General features: G+C 63.2%; 4 protein-coding genes. All 4 read left to right on the top strand.

Going from position 1 to position 3195, the window contains the following annotated elements; all coding sequences use genetic code 11:
- Window positions 1–196 precede the first annotated feature (196 nt).
- The 4 genes from Q8O29_RS20390 to Q8O29_RS13305 all read left to right on the top strand — a co-directional run bounded on the left by Q8O29_RS20390 (window position 197) and on the right by Q8O29_RS13305 (window position 3038).
- Complete coding sequence (locus Q8O29_RS20390) at window positions 197–802, top strand: carotenoid oxygenase family protein (protein WP_371134239.1); 606 nt, start codon at window positions 197–199, stop codon at window positions 800–802.
- A gap of 23 nt (window positions 803–825) precedes the next feature.
- The gene (locus Q8O29_RS13315; RefSeq protein ID WP_305563551.1) at window positions 826–1437 is read left to right on the top strand and encodes a DUF924 family protein; all 612 of its coding nucleotides are present in this window, start codon (window positions 826–828) and stop codon (window positions 1435–1437) included.
- 215 nt (window positions 1438–1652) lie between these two features.
- Window positions 1653–2198: a DUF3455 domain-containing protein gene (locus Q8O29_RS13310; RefSeq protein ID WP_305563549.1), complete on the top strand. Its 546-nt coding sequence runs from the start codon at window positions 1653–1655 to the stop codon at window positions 2196–2198.
- A gap of 258 nt (window positions 2199–2456) precedes the next feature.
- On the top strand, window positions 2457–3038 hold the full coding sequence (locus Q8O29_RS13305; RefSeq protein WP_305563547.1) for a DUF3455 domain-containing protein: 582 nt from the start codon (window positions 2457–2459) through the stop codon (window positions 3036–3038).
- The last annotated feature ends 157 nt before the right edge of the window (window positions 3039–3195 follow it).

The raw sequence follows: 3195 nt of genomic DNA, 5'->3' as shown, positions 1-3195 counted from the left end.
CTAGGAGTCTGGGCGGCAGAAGGCGTCGAAGCGAAAAGTGGCCCCGGCGAGGACAGTTTTTGCCGGGTTTGCAGCCTCATAGCCGTAGCTATGGGGCAAAAAGCCGGTGAAAAATGGACCGGCGCGGCCGCTTTGCAGCCGACGTTCCTTCTGCCGCCCAGGCTCCTAGAGCCACCCGTTCACGCCGCCCGGCTGCATTTCACGCCACGCAGTCCGCACTTCGTCGCAAGTTACTATCGGGCGAGGTCGGCCCTTCGGCAAAGTCCGCCGCAGCGATCCAAAGACGCGCGCCACGCAAGGGACACAGATCAGGCTCAACCCGGCCATTGGCCAGGCGCAAATGCAGGCCCTGGGCCTGGACGGCGTCGAGTTTCCGCGCATTCACCCTGCCCGCAACGGGCTGCCCACGCAGTTCACCGCCTTGCTGGCACGCAGCCGCGAGATGAACGCGCGGGTGGACGGCTTTGACAGCGTGCTGGCGCTGCACGGCGAGCAGCAAAAACGCCACGGCTACGGTGATGGCTGGATAGCGGAAGAACATGTGTATGTCCCGCGTTCCCCCAGTGCGCGTGAAGGCCAGGGCTGGGTGCTCGGCACGGCACGGCCTGCCATTGGCCCAGCGAGCGCACCGCACTGTCGGTGTTTGCTGCGGCAGCAGATCCGCTGCGGTACGGTGGTGCAAGCCCAGACCATCGACAATGTGCAACGCGACGACGCCGGCAAGCTTTCCCTGAGCCTGCGTGGCCGGCCAGACAAGCTGGCGGTCAGCCGGCTGTACAGTCAGCAGTTCCGGGCGATGTAAGCGCCCTTATTCGGACCGCCGCCATGCCTGATCCCGTCACCCCCGCATCCGTCCTTGATTTCTGGCTCGGCGATAACTTTGCCTCCGGCTGGCCCAGCGGCGACATGGGCAAGCAGTGGTTCGGCGGCAAATCCGAGCTGGACCAGCAGATCGCCGAGCGCTTCGGTGCAGTGGTCACGCAAGCGCTGGGCGGTGGCCTGACCGACTGGGAGGCCGACCCCCTGGACCGGCTGGCGCTGGTGATCTTGCTCGACCAGTTTCCGCGCAACATGTTTCGCAGCAAGGCCCAGGCCTTTGCCGGCGACGAGCGCGCCCAGCGCCTGGTGGCCGACGCTTTGGCGCAAGGCATGGACACGCAACTGCCTTGGGTCGGCCGCGTGTTTTTGTACATGCCGCTGATGCACGCCGAAGACCTGCCGCTGCAGGAAGAAGGCGTGCGCCGCTTTCGCCAACTGACCGAGGAGGTGCCTGAAAACCTGCGCGTCAGCCTGACCGGTAACCTGCGTTTTGCCGAGCAGCACCGCGACATCATTGCGCGCCTGGGCCGCTTTCCGTACCGCAACAATGCGCTAGCACGCACCAACACGGCGCTGGAATTCGAGTTTCTCAAAGACGGTCCGCGCTTCGGGCAGTAAAACCTGTCACACCGACCTGTGGCCGCCAGCCGCCGCAGCTCGTTCACGTGACTTTGTGCAGTTTTTTTTGCCCCGGCTTGAATCCAGCTCCGATCTGCTTGCGTAAGTGTTTCAGGGCGCCATGCATGGCCTCGTCAAAACAGACGTGCACAGGGGCTGACAACAAACTGGCTGGCATCGGCCAGCTCACTTTTCACTTAACCAGGAGTTTTCCAATGATGATCCGTACCGCCATCGCCATTGCCGCCGTTTCGCTGATCGCCGCCTGCGGCAGCATGTCCCCCAAGATGCCGACCTACTCGCAGGCCGCACTGCCCGCCGCCGTGCAAGTGCCTGCCGGCAACAAGGTCGCTTTGGAAACCGTGGGCGTGGGCGAGATCACCTACCAGTGCAGCGTCAAAAAAGACATGGCCGGCCAGTTCGAATGGGTGTTTGTCGGCCCCGACGCCAAGCTCAATGACCGCAGCGGCAAACAGGTCGGCAAATACTACGGCCCACCCGCCACGTGGGAAGCCATGGACGGCTCCAAGCTGACCGCCGTGCAGGTCGCCGTTGCACCCCACATGGCCGGCAGCATCCCGCTGCAACTCGTCAAGGCCAACCCTGCCATGGGCTCGGGCGCCATGCAGGGCGTGACCTTCATCCAGCGCGTGGACACCCGCGGCGGCGTCGCCCCGGCCATGCCTTGCGCTCCCGGCAACCTGAATGCCAAACAGATCGTCAAGTACCAGGCCGACTACATCTTTTACAAGGCCATGTAAGCCCTGCGGATTTCTCTCCGGGAAGCTCGCCCCTGAACTCGTTTCTGATGGTGAGCGGCCAGCTCTGAAGTTAGGCGGAGCTGGTTTTAGCCCACAGGCCGCATGCGGCCTGTGGGCTTTTTTGCGCCTGCCCGCAGTGCAGCCCGCCATGCGTCATGAAGCGCTGTTGCCTTGCATTACGCCGGTCAGGCGTCCTACAACCGCTTACATCATTCCCAGCTCTACTGGCATCTGGCAAAAAAACAAACTGGGGAAACGATGAAAAACACCAACACCAAATTCCGTACCGTCGGCAAAAACCTGCTCTGCACCACGCTAATGGCCGGTGGCACCGCCCTGATCATGGCCGCTTGCTCCAGCGCCCCGCCGCTGCCCAAGGTATACAGCCAGGACCGCCTGCCACAAGCCGTGATGGTGCCCGTCGGCAACACGGTGGCCCTGGAAACGCGCGCCACCGGCATCCTCAACTACGAATGCAAATCCACCGCCACCGGCCCCTACGGCTGGGTGCTGGTGAGCCCACAGGCCAATCTGCTGGACCGCACCGGCAAGGACGTGGTGGCTTATTCCGGCCCGCCCGCCACTTTCAAACATATTGACGGCTCCAGCGTCGTCGGCACGCAGATTGCCGTGGCGCCAAACGGCGAATTCACACTGCCACTGCAGCTTTCGCGCGCCGAGCCATCCATGGGTGCAGGCGCCTTGCAGGGCATCAGCTTTATCCAGCGTGTCAACACCAAGGGCGGCGTTGAAAAAGCCAAGCCTTGCGCTGCGCTCAACACCGGCGAAAAGCTGACCCTCCCCTACCAGGCTGATTACATTTTCTGGCGCCAGGGTTAAGGGCTGGGGCCTGGGGCTAGGAGTCTGGGCGGCAGAAGGCGTCGAAGCGAGAAGTGGCCCCGGCGAGGACAGTTTTTGCCGGGTTTGCAGCCTCATAGCCGTAGCTATGGGGCAAAAAGCCGGTGAAAAATGGACCGTCGCGGCCGCTTTGCAGCCG

This window comes from Polaromonas sp. (genome assembly GCF_030689685.1).
Lineage (GTDB): Bacteria > Pseudomonadota > Gammaproteobacteria > Burkholderiales > Burkholderiaceae_C > Polaromonas.
This window is presented reverse-complemented; position numbering and strand designations above follow the sequence as displayed.